The 17,073-nt window shown below is 62.3% G+C and carries 15 protein-coding genes; 4 read left to right on the forward strand and 11 right to left on the reverse strand.

From position 1 onward, the window contains the following. Window positions 1-77 precede the first annotated feature (77 nt). Together N8H71_RS10485 and yedA are read right to left on the reverse strand one after the other, a co-directional pair. Window positions 78-1,418 carry a DEAD/DEAH box helicase gene (locus N8H71_RS10485; RefSeq protein ID WP_007958742.1) on the reverse strand — a complete coding sequence of 447 codons (1,341 nt, stop codon included), beginning with the start codon at window positions 1,416-1,418 and terminating at the stop codon, window positions 78-80. A 65-nt stretch (window positions 1,419-1,483) separates the two neighbouring features. After that, window positions 1,484-2,434 (reverse strand): drug/metabolite exporter YedA, encoded by a 951-nt coding sequence (gene yedA / locus N8H71_RS10490; RefSeq protein ID WP_127800056.1) that lies wholly within the window; start codon window positions 2,432-2,434, stop codon window positions 1,484-1,486. A 163-nt stretch (window positions 2,435-2,597) separates the two neighbouring features. Here yedA and N8H71_RS10495 point away from each other — a divergent pair, with 163 nt between their 5' ends. Then, window positions 2,598-3,053: an Lrp/AsnC family transcriptional regulator gene (locus N8H71_RS10495; RefSeq protein WP_119430106.1), complete on the forward strand. Its 456-nt coding sequence runs from the start codon at window positions 2,598-2,600 to the stop codon at window positions 3,051-3,053. Between the two features lie 127 nt (window positions 3,054-3,180). Here the strand turns inward: N8H71_RS10495 and N8H71_RS10500 are convergent, their stop codons facing one another. The 3 genes from N8H71_RS10500 to N8H71_RS10510 all read right to left on the reverse strand — a co-directional run bounded on the left by N8H71_RS10500 (window position 3,181) and on the right by N8H71_RS10510 (window position 5,331). Next, window positions 3,181-3,786, reverse strand: coding sequence for a 3'-5' exonuclease (locus tag N8H71_RS10500; protein ID WP_085655028.1), 606 nt, complete (start codon window positions 3,784-3,786; stop codon window positions 3,181-3,183). Between the two features lie 40 nt (window positions 3,787-3,826). Then, window positions 3,827-4,306, reverse strand: a complete 480-nt coding sequence (locus N8H71_RS10505; RefSeq protein WP_007958730.1) for an NYN domain-containing protein — start codon at window positions 4,304-4,306, stop codon at window positions 3,827-3,829. Window positions 4,307-4,572: 266 nt separating this feature from the next. Then, window positions 4,573-5,331 (reverse strand): DUF2076 domain-containing protein, encoded by a 759-nt coding sequence (locus N8H71_RS10510; RefSeq protein ID WP_262193935.1) that lies wholly within the window; start codon window positions 5,329-5,331, stop codon window positions 4,573-4,575. 178 nt (window positions 5,332-5,509) lie between these two features. Here N8H71_RS10510 and N8H71_RS10515 point away from each other — a divergent pair, with 178 nt between their 5' ends. Next, complete coding sequence (locus N8H71_RS10515) at window positions 5,510-6,184, forward strand: YciC family protein (protein ID WP_262193936.1); 675 nt, start codon at window positions 5,510-5,512, stop codon at window positions 6,182-6,184. 74 nt (window positions 6,185-6,258) lie between these two features. Beyond that, window positions 6,259-7,335: an endonuclease/exonuclease/phosphatase family protein gene (locus tag N8H71_RS10520; RefSeq protein WP_262193937.1), complete on the forward strand. Its 1,077-nt coding sequence runs from the start codon at window positions 6,259-6,261 to the stop codon at window positions 7,333-7,335. A 114-nt stretch (window positions 7,336-7,449) separates the two neighbouring features. On the opposite strand, the gene N8H71_RS10525 is transcribed toward N8H71_RS10520, so the two are convergent. The 5 genes from N8H71_RS10525 to N8H71_RS10545 form a co-directional block, all read right to left on the reverse strand. After that, window positions 7,450-8,286, reverse strand: a complete 837-nt coding sequence (locus tag N8H71_RS10525) for an ABC transporter ATP-binding protein (protein ID WP_262193938.1) — start codon at window positions 8,284-8,286, stop codon at window positions 7,450-7,452. Further along, a complete protein-coding gene (locus tag N8H71_RS10530; RefSeq protein WP_007958721.1) occupies window positions 8,274-9,077 on the reverse strand; it encodes an ABC transporter permease in 804 nt (267 codons plus the stop codon). The genes N8H71_RS10525 and N8H71_RS10530 overlap by 13 nt, the downstream gene beginning before the upstream one ends. Before the next feature lie 10 nt (window positions 9,078-9,087). After that, the gene (locus tag N8H71_RS10535) at window positions 9,088-10,065 is read right to left on the reverse strand and encodes an ABC transporter substrate-binding protein (RefSeq protein WP_262193939.1); all 978 of its coding nucleotides are present in this window, start codon (window positions 10,063-10,065) and stop codon (window positions 9,088-9,090) included. A gap of 390 nt (window positions 10,066-10,455) precedes the next feature. Then, window positions 10,456-11,826, reverse strand: coding sequence for an aspartate aminotransferase family protein (locus tag N8H71_RS10540; protein ID WP_064382156.1), 1,371 nt, complete (start codon window positions 11,824-11,826; stop codon window positions 10,456-10,458). Between the two features lie 32 nt (window positions 11,827-11,858). Then, the gene (locus N8H71_RS10545; protein WP_262193940.1) at window positions 11,859-13,352 is read right to left on the reverse strand and encodes an aldehyde dehydrogenase; all 1,494 of its coding nucleotides are present in this window, start codon (window positions 13,350-13,352) and stop codon (window positions 11,859-11,861) included. A 238-nt stretch (window positions 13,353-13,590) separates the two neighbouring features. Here N8H71_RS10545 and N8H71_RS10550 point away from each other — a divergent pair, with 238 nt between their 5' ends. Continuing rightward, window positions 13,591-14,505 carry a LysR family transcriptional regulator gene (locus tag N8H71_RS10550; protein WP_085732924.1) on the forward strand — a complete coding sequence of 305 codons (915 nt, stop codon included), beginning with the start codon at window positions 13,591-13,593 and terminating at the stop codon, window positions 14,503-14,505. Between the two features lie 3 nt (window positions 14,506-14,508). On the opposite strand, the gene hrpB is transcribed toward N8H71_RS10550, so the two are convergent. Next, complete coding sequence (hrpB, locus tag N8H71_RS10555; protein WP_262193942.1) at window positions 14,509-17,028, reverse strand: ATP-dependent helicase HrpB; 2,520 nt, start codon at window positions 17,026-17,028, stop codon at window positions 14,509-14,511. Window positions 17,029-17,073 lie beyond the last annotated feature (45 nt).

Consider the following 17,073-nt stretch of genomic DNA (forward strand, 5'->3'; position numbering starts at 1 on the left):
AGTGATCTCCATGCCACTGAAGCTCAATGTGGGAGCGAGCTTGCTCGCGAAGGCGGCCTTACAACCGCCGACTCAAATCAAGGCTTACGCTTGCGCGGCCCGGTATTGAACACCGGGACCTTGCGTACAGGCTTGATCGAAGGCTCCGGCGCCTGAGTCTCGCCGCTGTCCACCCACTTGCCCAGATTGCGCTTGCCACCGCCACCACCGGAAGCCTTGGGCTTTTTCGGTTTCTTCGGCTTTTTGATCACCTGACCACTGGCATCGGTGTCCGGCACACGGTGCTCGGGCACGAAGTCCGGCTCAACCTCACGCTTCAACGTGCTGCGAGTCAGCATTTCAATCGCCGACAACATGTTCACTTCATCAGCGCACACCAGCGAGATCGCCTCACCGGTCGAACCCGCGCGGCCAGTACGACCGATACGGTGAATGTAATCTTCGGCGACGATCGGCAGATCAAAGTTGACCACCAGCGGCAGGTCTTCGATATCCAGACCACGTGCAGCAACATCGGTGGCCACCAGAATCTGCACTTCGCTCAGTTTGAAACGGTCCAGCGCCCGCTGCCGGGTCGCTTGCGGCTTGTCGCCGTGGATGCCGTCGGCGTTCACGCCCAGGCCCTGAAGTTTCTCGACCAGCGCGTCCACACCATTACGGGTCTTGGCAAACACCAGCACCTGCTTCCACTTGTTCTTGCGCATCAGGTGCACGAACAGTTCCGGCTTGCGCTTCTTGTCCACCGTCACCACCCACTGCTTGACGGTGTTGGCGGCCACGTTGCGCGGGCTGACTTCGATGCTCTGCGGATCGTTGAGCATCTGCCCGGCCAGCAGGCGGATGTCATCGGAGAAGGTTGCGGAGAACAGCAGCGTCTGACGTTTCTTCGGCAGCGCCCGGTAAATGTTCGCCAGCTCTTCGGAAAAGCCCAGGTCGAGCATGCGGTCGGCTTCGTCCAGCACCAGGGTTTGCAGCTGGTTGAACTTCAGCGCGTTCTGGCGGAACAGGTCGAGCAGACGGCCCGGCGTCGCCACCAGCAGATCGACGCCGCCGCGCAGCTTCATCATCTGCGGGTTGATGCTGACGCCGCCGTACACCGCATAAGTGCGCAATGGCAGGTTTTCGGCGTACTGGCGCACGGCTTCGTGGACTTGTTCGGCCAGCTCGCGGGTTGGCACCAGAATCAGCGCCCGCACCGAGTTGGCGGTGACTTTCGGCCCTTCCATCGCCAGCAGTTGCAGCAGCGGCAAGGCGAAACCGGCGGTCTTGCCGGTGCCGGTCTGGGCTGCGGCCATCAGGTCGCGACCGGCCAGCACGGCCGGAATGGCTTGCGCCTGCACCGGCGTCGGGGTCTGGTAGCCGAGCTTCTCGAGGGAGCGCAGCAAGGGTTCGATCAGGCCAAGGGTGGCGAAAGTCATGGGAGTACCGTAGGAAAAATCAGAGCGGTTGTGCAAAACAAGTATGCGATGACGCGCAGTTTACCCTAATTCCCACGCTGCTCCGTCGCTATGGCCGTCGTTGGGGCAGCCGGCTCGCTGACCACCGGCAGCTGCCGTGGACGGCGCCACTGCGGCAGACCGATCAGCACCACCGCGCCGATGATCACCAGCATCGCCAGCGCCTCTTCGATCCCGATGGTCTCGCCGACAAACACGATCCCCAGCAACACCGCGACCGCCGGGTTCACATAGGCATAACTGGTGGCCGCCGCCGGACGAACGTTTTTCAACAGATACATGTAGGCGTTGAAGGCGATGATCGAACCGAAGAAGATCAGGTACGCCAGCGCCAGCCAGCCTTCCAGCGGCGGCATGGCCTGCAGGTGTTCACCGCTGGCCGCGCTGCCGATCAACAGCACCACGCCGCCGACCAACATCTCCACGGCACTGGCCATCGCGCCCTGAGGCAACGGCAGGTGCTTGCTCCACACCGAGCCAAACGCCCAACTCGCCGCCGCGAAAATCAGCAGCGCCGCGCCCAGCGGGCTCGATTGCAGGTTGGAGCCCATGTTGAGCATCGCGATGCCGATAATCCCCATCGCCACCCCGGCCCATTCCAGACGGGTGTTACGCGCGCCCCAGAAATAGCCGCAGAGCAACGTGAACAGCGGCACCGTCGCCACCGCCAGCGCAGCAACACCCGATGCCACGCCGCTGTGCTCGGCCAGCGTCACCGCGCCGTTGCCGAAACTGAGCAGCAGAATCCCGATGATCCCCGCCGCTTTCCACTGCGCCCAGGTCGGCGCCGGTGCCCCGCGCCAGCGCAGGAAGGCGTACATCAGAGTGCCGGCAATCACGAAGCGCACGCCGCCGAGCATCAGCGGCGGCCAGTATTCGACGCCGATGCGGATCACCAGATAAGTCGATCCCCAAATCACGTACAACGCAAAAAACGCAGCGATCAAGGGCAAGGAAAAACGGCGCAAGGCAGACATGGGCAGCTCGAAAGTCAGACTCAGTGGATTGGTTATTCTAGAAAGGCCAACCGCTAAAAATAAGTTACAAAACCTGTTTATAGCGCCGGTACACTTTTGAAAACACGGAGATCGACGACCAAAACCGCGATTTCGAAAGTCTGGCAATTTCAGGAGTCCGACCTTGGACAAATACGACCGCATGCTGCTCAGCGCCCTGCTCGAAAACGGTCGCGCGTCCTACGCCGACCTCGCCCGCAAAGTGAACCTCTCCGCCCCCGCCGTCGCCGAGCGCGTGGCCAAACTTGAAGCGGCCGGAGTCATCACCGGGTATCAGGCGAACATCGACCTGTCGAAAATCGGCTTGCCGATCCAGTGCGTGATCGAATTGCGCCTCCACCAGAACGGCAGTCAAAAGGTCTACGACGAACTGGTGAAAATTCCGCAACTGACCGAGTGCTTTCGAGTGACGGGCGATCCGTGCGTGATCATGAAGGCCGCCGTCGGCTCGATGACCGAGCTGGAAGAGCTGATCAACCGAGTGGCGAAATTCGGGTTCAGCAAGACGTCGATCGTGTTGTCGAGTGCGATAGAGAAGCGGGTGCCGTTGGGGCATATCGAGGGCAACGGCAAACCCTGAGGCAATAACACCTACTGTGGGAGCGAGCCTGCTCGCGATAGCGGTGCGTCAGTCGGCCTAAATGTCGACGAAAAAACCGCATTCGCGAGCAGGCTCGCTCCCACATTAGATTTAGATGGATTCGAGATCAGCGATAGCGCTGAAGGTGTTCGCCGACTTTAGCGGCCGGGACCTTCTGCAATTTGCACAGCAGGTCGTGCGATAGCTCCCGCACCCCATGCTTGTGCCGCAACTCATCCGCCAGATGTGCCATCAAGTTCGCCGCCATCTCCGCATCCGCCATCGCCCTGTGCGCCTGACCGGTATGCGGCAGTTGGGCAAAGGTCGTGAGCGTACCGAGCTTGTGGTTCGGCGCCGCCGGCATCAGGCGGCGGGCCAGCAGTAGCGAGCAGGCGAAGTTCTGCAGGCGGGTGCGTTTGATCCGGCCCAGTTCGAAGTCCCAGAACTTCTGGTCGAACGCGGCGTTGTGCGCCAGCAGCGGCGTGCAGCCGACGAATTCGTTGACTTCGTTCATCACCTGTTCGGCCGACGGGGCGGTGCGCAGCATGGCGTTGCTGATGCCGGTGAGTTGTTCGATGAAGGCCGGGACGCGTACGCCGGCGTTCATCAGGCTCTGGTAACGCTCGACGATGCGGCCGTTTTCCAGCATGACCACGGCGATTTCCGTGGCCCGGCAGCTGCTGCTCGGCGAGATGCCGGTGGTTTCAAAGTCGATGACTGCAATGCGTTCCAAACCGGGTTCAACTCCGTTCAAATCAATTCTTGAGCAACGCTCAGTTTTTCAACAGCAGTGCGCCTTCGATCGGCACATAACGGCTGGCGGCGCGGATCAGCGAGTTGGCGGTCAGGCCGGGAACGCCGTAGGCCACCGCTTGCACGCCGTGTTTGTTGATGATGCGTTCGAGCAGCATGTCGAAGTCGCCATCACCGGAGGCCAGGACGATTTCGTCGACGTGGTCGGCGGCGTCCATGATGTCGAGGGTGATGCCCACGTCCCAGTCGCCCTTGGCCGAGCCGTCGCTGCGCTGGATGTAGGGTTTGAGTTTCACGGTGAAACCGAGGTTGCGCAGGATCTGCTGGAACTGCTGCTGTTTGCTGTCGCCCCGGTCGATCGCATAGGCGTAGGCCTCGACGATCTGCCCGTGCTGGCTGACATCCGCCCACAGCGCCGCGTAGTTGAAGTGGCAACCATAGGCCTGGCGGACGGTGTAGTAGAGGTTCTGCACATCGGCGAACACTGCGATTTTTTTCACCGGAGTTCCTGTGAGCGCTGACGCGCATGAGCCGGATCAGGCACCAGGCCCGAAAAAGGCGCTCAGTATGCCAGTCCGAAGGAAGGTTCCGCGAATAATCGGCCCGGGGCGATCAGGCGCCCCGGACGAATGGTGAGAAGACTTGTCCCTGTGGGAGCGAGCTTGCTCGCGATAGCGGCGCTTCAGTCGCCGAAAACATCGGCTGACCGGACGCCATCGCGAGCAGGCTCGCTCCCACAGGTCAATGTCACGGCCTGGAAGACGGATCAGACGAAGGAATCGTCGTCATCGAAGAACGATGAGTTGTCATCGCTGTAGTCGGTGTCGGTAAAGCCGCCCTGGTCATTACCGTAGGAATCGTTGTTGGCCATGCGCTGATCATCGCCCCAACCGTTGTTGCCCTGATCGTTGACCTGGGCCGGCTCTTCCTTGATGACCTCGACGATTTCTTCCGGCTGCTGGTTGTGATGGAACAGGCTGCTGATGCCTTGTGCCAGCATCACGCCACCCGCCACACCGGCCGCCGTTTTCAGGGCGCCGCCGAGGAAGCTGCTGCCGGCCGCCGGGGCCGCTTGCTGCTGGCCATAACCCGGTGGTGGCGCGCTGAAGTTCTGTTGCGGCGTGGGCGCTCCAAAGTTCTGCTGCGGAGCCGGTTCACGCCAGCCGCCGGTGGACGCCGGGGCGCTCTGGGTCGGCGCCGGGCGCGGGCTGCTGCCACCGAAGATGCTCGACAGGAAGCCACCACCGCTGGAGGCCGGCGGCGCGCTCTGGGCCTTGGCCGATTGCAGTTCGGCCTGCAATTGCTTGACCTGTTGAGTCAGTTGTCTGTTCTGTTCGTCGAGGCTCTTGAGGGCAGCCTCCTGCACCAGAATCGCCTGGGTCATGAAATAACCTGCGGCCGGCTGGCGCGTCAGGTGTTCCTTGATCCGCGCTTCAGCCAGTGCGTCGCGCGGGGCTGCTTCCGTTTCGGCCTGTTGCAGCCGGGAAAACAGTCCATCGATCAGGGTTTGTTCTTCGCTGTTCATGGCGACCTCGTAGATTGCCGGGGATAACGTTGCCCTCCTCCACGTCGGAGGAGGTGCCTCTCTGTAATGGAGACAGTGACCGGATGTTTCAATGACCTTTACCGAACGTTTACGTTTGCGCAGCGAAACGGATCATCGGTTAAAGTGGGCCACTGTTTTTGACCTGCGATACCGACTGATGAATGCCTTCGATGTGCTGCGCGACTCCCTGTATTTCTTCAAACGCAATCTGGGCCGGATCGTCCAGTTGTGCCTGCCGCTGGTGATTTTCGAAGCCGTGCTGCAACAGGTGGTCGACCATGCCAGCGACCCGGACGGTTACTCGGCCATCAGCGTGATCGTCGGCCTGCTGGTGTATCCGCTGTACACCGCTGCGCTGATTCTGTTTCTCGATGCCCGCACCCGCGGCGAATCCCCGCAAACCCGTGATCTGCTGGCGATGGCCGCTCGCCTGTGGCCGCGCTTCGCCCTGCTGACGGCGCTGAACACGCTGTTGATCCTGCTCGGTCTGTCCCTGTATTTCCTGCCAGGCCTGTGGCTGATGGTCACCCTGGCCTTTGGTGAATACCTGCTGGTACTGCGCGGATACGGCCCGTTGCAGGCGATGAAGGAAAGCCTGCGTCTGAGCCGTGGGCATTTTCTGCGGATTCTGGTGTGCATTCTGTGTGTGATGGGGCCGCTGTGGTTGCTCAAGGGCCTGACCCTGCAGGTCTATCCCGAGCCGCAGAATCTTTTGATCGCGGTGCTGATCGACAGTGGCCACAGCTTCCTGCAACTGTTCACCAGCGTGGTGCTGTTCCGCCTGTTCATGTTGATCAGCGAATTGCCCGACAAACGTGACGGAATAGTCTGACTGCGCCGAGCTTGGGCTGATGGATGGGTCTCGGGTATGCTCGGGACCACTTCCGTATCGCTATAAGCCGAGCCATGACCCGTCTACTGCGCTACATCCTGTTGCCCGTACTGCTCGCCCTCGCCCTGATCGGCACGCTGATCTACAGCCTGACCTGGCGCCCCGACGCCCGTGAAACCCTGCCGGTCAGTTGCACCGGGCAACCGCCGACGCTGATCCCCGGCCAGGCCCTGAAAGTCATGACCTGGAACGTGCAATACCTGGCCGGCAAGCGCTACGTGTTCTGGAATGATCTGGCGCAAGGCGACGACGAAGCCCCGACCCCGGAAGACATGGCGTTCAGCCTCGATGAAGTGGCGCGAGTGATCCGCGACGAACAGCCCGACGTGGTGCTGTTGCAGGAACTGGATGACGGCGCCAAGGCCAGCGACTATCAGAACCAGCTCAAGCTGTTGCAGGAACGCCTCACCGACCTCTACCCGTGCAGCGCCCACGCCTTCGACTGGAAGGCCGATTTCGTCCCGGATCCGCACATCTTCGGCAGCGTCGGCCGGCAACTCGCGACCCTCAGCCGCTACCGCATCGAACACGCCGAGCGCCTGCAATTGCCGGTGCAGCCGTCGAACATCATCAGCCGTCAGTTCCAGCCGAAAAACGCCCTGCTCGCCACCACTCTGCCGCTCAGCGATGGCGGGCAACTGGTGGTGTTCAACACCCATCTGGATCGCGCCACGCAACCGGACGACACCTTGCAGGCGCAAGTGACAGCGGTAGCCAAAGTTCTCGACAAACACGAAAGCCACGGCACGCCGTGGCTGATCGGTGGGGACTTCAACCTGTTACCGCTCGGCCAGTACCGGCGCCTGCCCACCGAGCAGCGCACGCCCTACTCCGCCGACAGTACGCTGCATGTGCTGTGGGACAAATACCCGATGATCCCGACCAACAACGAAGCCAGCGGCATCGACCGCGCCAAGTGGCTGACCCACTATCCCAATGACCCCGGCCTCAATGGCCCGGATCGCACGGTCGATTACCTGTTCTACAGCCCGAAGATCAAACGGGTCGAAGCCACGGTGCGGCAGGACGATACGTTGCGCATTTCCGATCATCTTCCGGTGATTGCGCGGTTCCTCCTGCCACCCAACTGACTGCCGTCCTTGTGGGAGCGAGCCTGCTCGCGATAGCGGAGTGTCAGGCGAAGGCTTTCTGACTGATATTCCGCCATCGCGAGCAGGCTCGCTCCCACATGATGGTTGGTGGTTTCAATGAGCTTCTTCGAGATCATCGTGCAACAGCCCGAAGATCTGCCGCTTCATGTCGATGAACGAGCGCTCCATCACCATGTCCAGCGTGCGTGGGCGCTCGATCGGCACATCGAGAATCTGCTTGATCCGCCCAGGCCTGGCGCCCATCACGTACACCCGGTCGCCGAGCAGGATCGCTTCGTCGATGTCGTGGGTAACGAACAGCACGGTTTTCTTGCTGTTGCCCCACACCCGCAGCAATAGCTGCTGCATTTGCAGGCGGGTCTGGCTGTCGAGGGCGCCGAAGGGTTCGTCCATCAGCAGGATCTGCGGGTCGTTGGCCAATGCCCGGGCAATCGCCACTCGCTGCATCATGCCGCCGGACAGCTGCTTGGCGTAGTTGTCGGCGAACCCGGACAAGCCGACTTCGTGCACGTAGTGATCAACGATTTCCTTGCGCTTGGCCGCCGGCATGCCTCTACGCTTGAGGCCGAACTCGACGTTCTGCCGCACGGTCAGCCACGGAAACAGCGTGTAGCTCTGGAACACCATCCCGCGATCCGCGCCGGGGCCTTGCACTTGGTGACCGCCGACGTAGATCTCGCCGGAGGTCGGCTCGGCCAGCCCGGCGGTGAGGTACAGCAGGCTCGACTTGCCGCAACCCGACGGCCCGACCAGTACCGCGAACTGCTGATCCGGCACTTCGAACGACACTTCCTCCAGCGCAGTGAATGTACCGCCGCCGGGTTTGGTGTAACGCAGGCTGACCTTGTCCACCTGCAACCTTGGCGCGGCGAGGGCCGGTGCAGCAACCGGCTCGATGAAACGACGGTTGGCAGCGGTTACTGAGCCCATGCGGCAATCCTCAAACGCAAGAAGCGGAACAGTTGATCGGTGACCAGGCCGAGCAGGCCGATGATCGCGATGGCGAGAAAAATCACATCCACCTGAAAGCCGCGCATGGCCTTGAGGCTCAAGTAACCGAGGCCGCTCGATGCGGCGACCAGTTCGGCGACCACCAGATACGTCCAGGCCCAGCCCATGGTCACCCGCAAGGTGTCGAGCACGCCGGGCAACGACGCCGGGGCGATCACATGCAGCACCGCGTCACGCCGGTTGGAGCCGAGGGTGTAGGAGGCGTTGATCAGGTCCTTGGAAATGCCCTTGGACACGTCCGCGATCATCACCAGTTGCTGGAAGAACACACCGAAAATGATCACCGACACACGCTGTTCCAGACCGATGCCGATCCACAGGATGAACAGCGGCACGAACGAAGTCACCGGCAGGTAGCGGATGAAGTTGACCAGAGGTTCGAGGAACGCCTGGACGATGCGGAAGCTGCCCATCAACAACCCCAGCGGCACCGCCACCAGCGACGACACAATGAAACCGACCATCACCACTTCGACACTGGCCCAGACATGCTGGCCGAGGGTGCCGTCGCGGCTCAGGCGCACGGCGGCTTCGACCACCGCGCCGGGTGTCGGCAGGAACATCCCCGGCACGATGCCGCCATAGGACAACCCGGCCCACAGGCCGACCAGCAACACCCAGGCCAGACCGCTGGCGCTCCACACCACCGGCACCGGCAACCCGGTCTTCGGCGTGATGCAGCGGCTCAGCCATGAATTGCGCTTGAACATGACCAGTCTCCTAGAGCGGGCTGACGAAACGGTTATCCACCAGATCGTCGTTGCTGACGTTGTAGGGCTTGCCCTGCAATTCGCTGGCGGTTTCGTTGGCCAGCTTGATCAGCGGTGCGCTGTCACCCGGCTTGCCCGGCGAGCCAAGCAGTTTTTCGCTCATGGCCTGATCGTAGAAGCGCACGCCTTGCGCGGCGGCGGCCAGTTCCTTCGGATCGGACAGGTAACCGCCGACGCCCTTGGCCATGATTTCGTAGGCTTTCTGTGGATGGTCCTTGGTGTACTGCACCGCTTTGTAGAGGCCGGCAACCAGCGCCTTGACGTCTTCCGGCTGCTTCTCGATCACCGTGCAGTTGAGCGCCACCACATCGACGATCACCCCCGGCGTACTGCTGCTGTCGATCAGCACCTTGCCCTGCTGCTTGTCGCGCACCATCGACAGATGCGGCTCCCAGGTCACGGCGGCCGGCACGCGACCGGCGATGAACGCGGTGGCGGCATCGTCGGCGGTCATGTTCTGCACGGTGATGTCGCTCATGCTCATGCCGTTCTTTTTCAGCAGGTACGAGAGCCAGAACTGCGAGGTCGACCCTTCGTTGACGGCCACGGCCTGGCCCTTGAGTTCCTGCAGGCTCTTCACGTTTTTGCCGACCAGCACGCCGTCGCCGCCATGGCTGTCATCCAGCGCGGCCACGGCCTTGAAGCAGAACTGCGGACGGTACTTGAGCACTTCGTCGATGGTCGAGGCCGAGCCGGACAATTGCCCGGACGCCTGGGCGGCCATGTACATCGAGGCTTCTTCGACCACCGGCAATTCGACGGTCAGGCCGTTTTCCTTGAAGTAGCCCAGATCCTGAGCCAGATACAGGGTGCCGTAACCGACCCACGTGGTGTGGCCGATCGACAAGGTGCCGGCCTGCGCGGCGGTGACTGAAAGGGCGGAAATCGCCAGAGGACATGCAAGACGGGTAAACAAGGACTTGTTCATGGAGCACTCCCAACGCTGTTGATTTAGTTGTCATGGGCAGTACGGCCAGCCGTGGTGTCGCGATTGCACGCTGCGGTCTCTGCTGGACTCTGGCGGGCAATGCCTTGGCTGGCGAAATCGATGTTGACCCAGGCTCGGCGTCAGGAAAACGAGGAAATAGTTAGACGCGAACGATGAAAAAACTGGGTAGTGCGCACCGCGAAAGGGCGCGTCGGGCGGGGGTGCACGGAGGGGGTGCAAGGCAGATAAAACGATGTTGAATCGGCTGACGCAAATCGCGAGCAAGCTCGCTCCCACAGGAACCGGTATCGTTCATAAATTTTGTGAACGACTGATAAACCTGTGGGAGCGAGCTTGCTCGCGAAGGGGCTCTTGAGCCTTACGAATATCTCAGAGCCGACCGTATTCCTGCGCCGTACGATCAACCGCTTTCAGGGTCTTGCCCACCAACTCGTCAATCTCTTCACGGCTGGCAATCAACGCCGGCGCCATGATCATCCGCCCCAGCGTCGAGCGAATGATCACCCCCTCCTCAAAACCAATCGTGCGGCAGCGCCAGGCGATGTCGTTCTCATTGGCGAAGCGCTTGCGCGTAGCCTTGTCCTCGGCCAGTTGCAGCGCCGCAACCATGCCCGTGCCCTGGATATCGCCCACCAACGGGTGATTGCCGAACACCTCGCGCAGGCACTGTTGCAGGTACGGGCCGATGTCGTCCTTGACCCGTGTCACCACACCTTCATCGCGCAATGCCTTGAGGTTGGCAATCGCCACCGCTGCCGCCACCGGGTGCCCGGAATAGGTCAGGCCATGGGCGAACACACCGCCCTGCTCCACCAGCACGTCAGCCATTTTCTTCGACAGGATCAAGCCACCCATCGGGATGTAACCGGAGGTCAGACCCTTGGCGATGGACAGGGTGTCCGGCTCGAAACCGAAGTATTCGTGGGCGAACCACTCACCGGTGCGACCAAAGCCGCCAATCACTTCATCAGCGCACAACAGCACGTCGTATTTACGGCAGATACGCTGGATTTCCGGCCAGTAGCTTTCCGGCGGGAAGATCATCCCGCCCGCGCCCTGGAACGGTTCGGCGATGAACCCGGCGACCTTGTCGGCGCCCAGTTCGAGGATCTTCGCTTCCAGTTGCTGCGCTGCCCGCAGACCGAATTCCGCCGGGGTCAGATTGCCTTCGTGGGCGAAGAAGTACGGCTCGTCAATGTGCGCGATGTCGGGAATCATCCCGCCCATTTCGTGCATGAACTTCATGCCGCCGAGGGCCGTCGCGGCCAGGGTCGAACCGTGATAGCCGTTCCAGCGGCCGATCATGATTTTCTTCTCGGGCTTGCCCAGCACCTGCCAGTAACGGCGCACGGTACGGATCAGCACCTCGTTGGCCTCGGAGCCGGAGTTGGTGTAGATCGCGTGGCTGTAGTGCCCCGGCAGCAGGCTGAACAGCAGCTCGGACAGCTCGATCACCTGCGGGTGGGTGGTGTGGAAAAACATGTTGTAGTACGGCAACTGCTCCAGTTGCCGGCTTGCGGCGGCGTTCAGATCCTTGCGCCCGTAACCGAGGTTGGTGCACCACAGCCCGGACATTCCGTCGAGGTAACGTCGACCGTCGTTGTCCCACAGGTGCAGGCGGTCACCGCGCACCATCACCCGTGGGCCTTCGTCGTTGAGGGCCTTCTGGTCGACGAACGCATGAATGTGGTGCGCTGCATCGGCGGCCTGGTAGTCGCGGGTTTCACGTGAGGTGGTCATCGCCGGATCTCCTTTCTTGTTGTGAGCGGCTGTCATGAGCGCAGTTGAAACCAGGTGGTTTTCAACTGGGTGTACTTGTCGAACGAGTGCAGCGACAGATCGCGGCCGAAACCGGACTGCTTGCCACCGCCGAACGGCACGGTCACATCCAGCGCATCGACGCTGTTGACTGACACCGTACCGGCTCGCAATTGCCGCGCCACCCGGTGCGCGCGGTGCAGATCATCGGTCCACAGCGACGCCGCCAGACCGTAGACGCTGTCGTTGGCCAGTTGCAAGGCGTGGGCCTCGTCATCGAACGGAATCACCGCCAGCACCGGGCCGAACACCTCTTCGCGAAACAGGGTCATGTGCGGCTGCACGTCGGTGAAAATCGTCGGCTGAACGAAGTTGTCCGAGCCGTTGAAACTCAGCTGCCGCCCGCCGCAGGCGCGGGTCGCGCCTTCGCGTTCGGCCTGATGGATGAAACGCAGAATGCTTTCAGTCTGACGGGTGTCGACTATCGCCCCGGCCGCACTCGCCGGATCCAGCGGATCGCCCGGCTGCCAGCGTTCGGCCTGAGCTTTCAGCCGCTCGACGAACTCGTCATGAATCGAGCGTTCCACCAGCAATCGCGAATTGGCCGAGCAGACTTCGCCCTGATTGAAGAAGATCCCGAACGCGGCTTTCTGCGCCGCCAGATCCAGATCCTTGCAGTCGGCGAACACCAGATTGGCGCTCTTGCCGCCGCACTCCAGCCACACCTGCTTGAGGTTCGACTGCGCGGAGTACTGCATGAAATATTTGCCGACCTGCGTCGAGCCGGTGAACACCAGACAATCGACATCCGGGTGCAGGCCCAAGGCTTTGCCGGCCTGTTCGCCAAGCCCCGGCAACACGTTAAGCACACCGGCCGGCAGCCCGGCTTCCAGCGCCAGCTCGGCCAGACGCAACGCGGAAAACGGTGATTGCTCGGCGGGTTTGAGAATGACCGAGTTGCCCGCCGCCAGCGCCGGGGCGAGTTTCCACGCGGCCATGTCCAGCGGGAAGTTCCAAGGCACCACGGCGGCGACCACGCCCAGCGCTTCGCGGGTGATAGTCGCCAGCACGTTGGACGCGCTTGGCGCGACCTGATCGTAGAGCTTGTCGAGGCTTTCGGCGTACCAGCGGAACACCCCGGCGGCGCCCGGCACGTCGATGTTGTAGGCGTCCATCACCGGTTTGCCCATGTTCAGCGAATCGAGCAGCGCCAGTTCTTCGCGATGGGCCAGAATCAGATCCGCCAGCCGCAGCAGCACTTGCTTGCGCTCGGTGGGCGAACGCCCGGCCCAGGTGCCGGCCTCGAACACCTGCCGCGCATTGCGCACCGCCGCGTCGACATCTTCTTCACCGCACGCGGCGACGTTTGCCAGCCGCTGGCCGGTGGCCGGGTTGATCGCGGCAAAGGTCTGCCCCGACTGCGCCGCACACAGCTTGCCGTCGATCACGGCCTGGTACGGATAGCTCAATTCAGCGGCCTTGCGCTGCCAGTCTGCAAGCTCGAACACGGTGGTTGCTCCTTGGACTTTTATTCTTTTGTGAACAGTGCGCAGTGATAGTCGCTCAGGCCCGTGCGCGCTAAAACCAGTAAAAATGTCTTCGCAGACAATAAAAAAGGTAACCAGCCGATGGCCCCCTCGCGCGCGTATGGGGCTATTGTTCAGGGACAAAAAAACCGCCGACAGAACGGAGGCCGGCGGCTTACAAATTGCTTGGATGTGAAATCCGTTCGCTTTGAGGTTCACCGTGGCCGCTTACAACCTGCGTCAGTTGAAATACTTCATCACCACCGTCGAATGCGGCAGCGTCGCCGAAGCGTCGCGCAAGCTGTACATCGCACAACCGGCGATTTCCACGGCGATCAAGGGGCTGGAAGACAGCTTCGGCGTGCAACTGCTGATCCGTCACCACGCTCAGGGCGTGTCGCTGACACCCAGCGGCGCGCGTTTTTTCCGCAAGGCCCAGGAACTGCTGCGCATGGCCAAGGAGTTCGAACAGAACGCCCTCGCCGACAACGACGTGGTGGCCGGGCAGATCGATATCGGCTGTTTCGAAACGGTCGCGCCGCTGTACCTGCCGCAGCTGATTGCCGGCTTCTCGGCACTGTATCCGGGGGTGAAGATCCGCATCCGCGACGGCGAACAACAGGAACTGGTCCAAGGCCTGACCTCGGGCACCTTCGATCTGGCGATCCTGTACAAGCACGACCTCGACGCCACCATCGAAACCGAACCTCTGATGCCGGCCCAACGGCCTTACGCCCTGCTGCCGGCCGATCACCGCTTCGCCCAACTCAAGCAGGTGTCGCTGCGGGACTTGTGCCTGGAACCGATGATCCTGCTCGACGTACAACCGAGCCGCACCTACTTCGTCAGCCTGTTCGAAGAGCTCGGGTTGTCACCGCGAATCGAGTTCAGCTCGCCATCGATCGAAATGGTGCGCGGCATGGTCGGCCAGGGTTTCGGCTTCTCGATCCTGGTCACCCGCCCGCACTCGGAATGCACCTACGACGGCAAGAAAGTCGTGTGCGTGGACATCGTCGAAGACGTTACCGGCTCAGGCCTCGTGGCCGCGTGGCTCAAACGCGGACAGCTGACCAAACCGGCGCAGTTGTTTGCTGATTATTGTCGGGAGCAGCTGACGGCCAAGGCCAGTCACTGACCCTCACGTACCTCGTGGTTTGGCCCGGGCAGTGGCTTCAGCCACCAGCGGATCATCCGGCCAATAGTGCTTCGGATACCGCCCCTTAAGATCCTTCTTCACCTCGGCATAAGTGCTGCGCCAGAAGTTGGCCAGATCCTGCGTTACCTGCACCGGCCGCCGTGCGGGTGACAGCAGGTGCAGTTTGACCACTTGCCGGCCGCCGGCGATGCGTGGTGTGTCGGCGAGGCCGAACAACTCCTGCAAGCGCACCGCGAGAATCGGTGGCTGCTCGCTGTAGTCGAGGCGAATCGACGAGCCCGACGGCACGCTCAGGTGATGCGGCGCCTGTTCATCAAGCTGTTGCGGCAGCGGCCATGGCAGCAGATTGCGCACGATGCTCGACAGGTCGAGGTTGGCGAAATGGCTGAGGCGCGAGACTTTGCCCAGATACGGCATCAGCCAGTCTTCGAGGGTTTTCAGCAGCGTGGCGTCGCTGACATCCGGCCATTGGCTTTCGCCCTTGGCGTCCAGATCGAGCTGGCGCAACAACGCGACTCGCGCCTGCCACTGGCGTAGCTCCGGGGTCCACGGCAACAGTTCCAGACCCTTGCGGCGCACCAGATTGACCAGCGCCTGACTACGGGCGCTTTCGTCGAGACCGGTCAGCGGCTCGCGGCTGAGGATCAGTTCGCCAACCTTGCGTTGGCGCTCGGCGCGCAATACGCCTTCGCGTTCGTCCCAGTCCAGTTGATCGACGTTATGCACCTGTTCGGCCAGCACCGAATCGAACAGCGCCGGATCGAAATCCGCCGCCAGATAAATCCGCTCTTCGCGCTGACCTTGGCGGCTGCCGAGGTCGGCGATGACGATCCACGGCTCTTTCATCAGGCTGTCGGCTTCGGCGAACAGCGCCGCGCGGCCGTTGGCCAGTCGATATTCGGCACCACCGGCACGCCGCTGCTGAGCGACGCGATCCGGGTAAGCCAGCGCCAGCAAGGCGCCGAGCCAACGTGGGTGATCCGGGTCGGCGACCGGCTCGCTCGCCTTACCGCGAAGGTAACCGCGATATTGCCGCGCCAGTTGCCGGGCACGCTGCACACCGCCCTGGGCACCACGGGCCGCGCGTTCTTCGCCGGACAGCAGCACCAGACGACTGTGCAGATCCGCCCCGGCGCCGCGCAAAATATCGCGCTCGCCGAGCAACGCGGCGACGTCGCACGCCATGTTCGCCAGCCCAAGTGCCTGACCGCGCAAAAGCAAATGAGCGATCCGCGGGTGCGCCGGCAATTCAGCCATGGCCTGACCATGGCGATTCAGGCTTTCGCCGTCCAGCGCACCGAGGCGCTGCAACAAATCCTGAGCCTGCGCGTAAGCGGCGGCAGGCGGCACGTCGAGCCAGATCAGATCACTCGGCGCCACGCCCCAGCGACCGAGTTGCAAAGCCAGGCCAGCCAGATCCGCCGAGAGGATTTCCGCGCTGCCATAAGCCGCCAGCTGTTCATGCTGATCCTGCGACCACAGCCGATAACACACGCCCGGCTCCAGACGCCCGGCCCGACCCGCACGCTGAGTAGCGCTGGCTTTGGAGATGCGTTGAGTGTCGAGGCGAGTCATGCCGCTGCCCGGATCAAAACGCGGCACCCGCGCCAGCCCGGCGTCGATCACCACGCGCACGCCGTTGATGGTCAGGCTGGTCTCGGCGATGTTGGTGGCCAGCACCACTTTGCGCTGGCCCGCCGGGGCCGGGTCGATGGCGGCGCGTTGGGCATTCAGGTCGAGTTCGCCGTGCAGCGGGCAGAGCAAGACGTCGCTGCGCTCGCCGATGGCGTCCGCCAATTGCTGATGGACACGCCGGATTTCCGCCTGCCCCGGCAGAAACACCAACAGGCTGCCGGTTTCATCGTGCAGGGCTTCGAGCACCGTTTGCGTGACGCGTTGATCGATGTATTCGCCGGGCTGGAACGGCCGACCCCAGCGCATCGTCACCGGGAACATCCGGCCTTCGCTGCGCAGGATCGGCGCATCGTCGAGCAACCCGGCCAGACGTTCGCCTTCAAGAGTGGCGGACATCAGCAGAATCTTCAGTGGTTGTTCAGCTCGAAACAGCTCGCGACCGTTCAGACTGAGGGCCAGCGCCAGATCGGCGTCGAGGCTGCGTTCGTGGAATTCGTCGAAGATCAGCAGGCCCACGCCTTCCAGCGCCGGGTCGTCCTGCAAACGCCGGGTGAGGATGCCTTCGGTGACCACCTCGATGCGGGTGTTGGGGCCGACCTTGCTGTCGAGGCGGATGCGATAACCGACGGTTTCACCGACCTTCTCGCCCAGCTCGCTGGCCAGCCGTTCCGCCGCTGCGCGCGCGGCCAGTCGACGGGGTTCGAGCATGAGAATGGTCTGCCCGTTCAGCCACGCTTCATTGAGCAGGGCCAAGGGCACGCGGGTGGTTTTACCGGCGCCGGGCGGTGCTTCGAGCACAGCTTCGTGGCGTGTCGCCAACGCTTCACGCAGGGCGGGTAAAACTTCATCGATCGGCAAAGAAATCATGCTGGCTCCCAAACAGAGCCGCGAGTATAACGGCGAACTGCTGAG

Source organism: Pseudomonas koreensis (assembly GCF_025447595.1).
In the GTDB taxonomy this organism is placed as follows: domain Bacteria; phylum Pseudomonadota; class Gammaproteobacteria; order Pseudomonadales; family Pseudomonadaceae; genus Aquipseudomonas; species Aquipseudomonas koreensis_H.